The sequence below is a fragment of the Streptomyces niveiscabiei genome, from assembly GCF_001419795.1.
Classification (GTDB): domain Bacteria; phylum Actinomycetota; class Actinomycetes; order Streptomycetales; family Streptomycetaceae; genus Streptomyces; species Streptomyces niveiscabiei.
In genome coordinates this window covers 1-1,736 of the sequence record NZ_LIRL01001415.1, presented here as the reverse complement: position 1 = coordinate 1,736, position 1,736 = coordinate 1, and the positions used below count along the sequence as shown (strand labels likewise).

Annotated in this window: 1 protein-coding gene; it reads left to right on the top strand. The window is 70.4% G+C overall.

The features are described from left to right. Positions 1 to 48 precede the first annotated feature (48 nt). The coding region (locus AOK24_RS44580; protein ID WP_420876743.1) for a tetratricopeptide repeat protein at positions 49 to 1,736 on the top strand (1,688 nt) is incomplete at its 3' end.

The window sequence follows — 1,736 nt, the reverse complement described above, 5'->3', positions numbered from 1 at the left end:
GTTATGGGGGTGCCGGTGTCTGCCGCGGCGGCTTAGGGAGGGGGCGGGGTGGACGTCTATCAGGAACTCCTCCGGCGTCGAACGGTGGTGCTGGAGGGGGAGGTTCGGCTTCCTGCCGGGGTACCGGTGATCCGCGTGGAGGACATCGGGGTGTCCGAGCCGCCGGAGGTGACGTTGCTGCGGGTGCTGGCGGAGCCGGGGCTGCGGGAGCGGGTCGAGGACTCGGACGTCGAGGAACTGGTCGGTTCTTCCCGGGAGTTCGCGGAGTCCGTCATCAGGCTGTCCCGTCGAGTGCTGCGCGAGTACAAAGGCTTGGTCCTGCGACTCGACCGCCCCGGACAGCCGTTGCTCGACGTCATGGAGTCACTGGCGATGAGCGGGGTGGTCATGGTGCTGGCCGTGACCGCGCCGCAGGATCAGCGCTTCCCTGAGACGCTGGGTCCTGAAGCGATGCGCCTGTACGAGAGCCTGGCCGCGCTGACCACGACCGGCCCTCTTCGCGTACCGCTCGAATTCCTGACGCGCGAACAGCCCGAATCTGCCGGCTGGTTGGCGGGAGCCCGCCTGGCCGACGTGAACCGCGCAGGTATGCGGCTGCACAGCACGGCCGCCGCCGAGATCACCCGGCACTGGTCCCCCGACGAGACCCGCTCCCGTGCCGTGACAGCACTGCGCCGGCTGCTGGACACCCACCGGCCCGAAACGGTCGACCGGTTCGGCTGGACGTACGTCCTGCTCGCCGGACGCCTCCTGGACCTGTCCCCGGACGACCGGGCGGGCAAGGACGCCGTGCGGTCGCTGACGCAGGAACTGGAGCGCTCCCAGCAGGTGTTGGCGCTGGCCGCGCTCTGGCGGTTCGTGGGTTCACCGGCTGTCGCCCCTCCTCGGTTCCAACCCGCCGTGGACGAATGGGAGCGGGGAAACCTCCGCGCCGCCACCCGGCTGCTCGCCGAGATCCCCGAACGCCGCCCCGCCGACGGCTGGGTCCTGCACACCCGTGCCGCCGTCGCCTGCGACCGGGGCGACCTGCGGGGCGTAGGCCCCTTGCTGCGGCGCGCGATCGAGGCGCACCAGGTCGCCGGGGACCGGTGTGGTGAGGCGTGGGCGATGCTCTGGTACGGCCGTTGGCGGCTGCTCAGCGGAGATCTCGACGAGGCGGAGAAGGTGATCGACGCGGCTCGGGTGGCGTTCCAGGACGTCCACGACGCCACGGGAGTTGAGTGGGCGGGCGTCGAACAGCTGCGGCTCGCCCTGTTGTTGCGTGTCAGCGGTTACACCGACGGCGCCTCGCCCGAACTCAGGTCCGCGAGACCGCGTCAGGGAAGCGGGCGGGCAAGCGACTGGGCCGACTTGTTCTCCGCGCTGCCGCGGACCCCCCTCCGCAGCCGCTGGGAACCGCTCGTGTCCTCGGACCAACTCTGCGCGGCCTGGTCACGGCACTTCAGATCCATACGGACCCGGCAATCCCTGTACTCCGACACGGGCGTGCTCATCGAACTCAACCGGAACATCGAGATGTTCGCCCGCCTCGGTTCCCCCCACGGCGAAGCCTGGACCTCCCTCGAACTGGCCATCCGCACACCCCACCACCCCTCCGGCTCCCACGCCTTCGCCAAAGCCCGAGCCCGTTTCCAATCCATCGGCGACGAAGCCGGCCTAGCCTGGGTCGCCCTCGCCCAAGCCTTCGCCAACAACGAGGACCCACCCCCCGAAGCCCTCCACGAACTCTCCCGCCG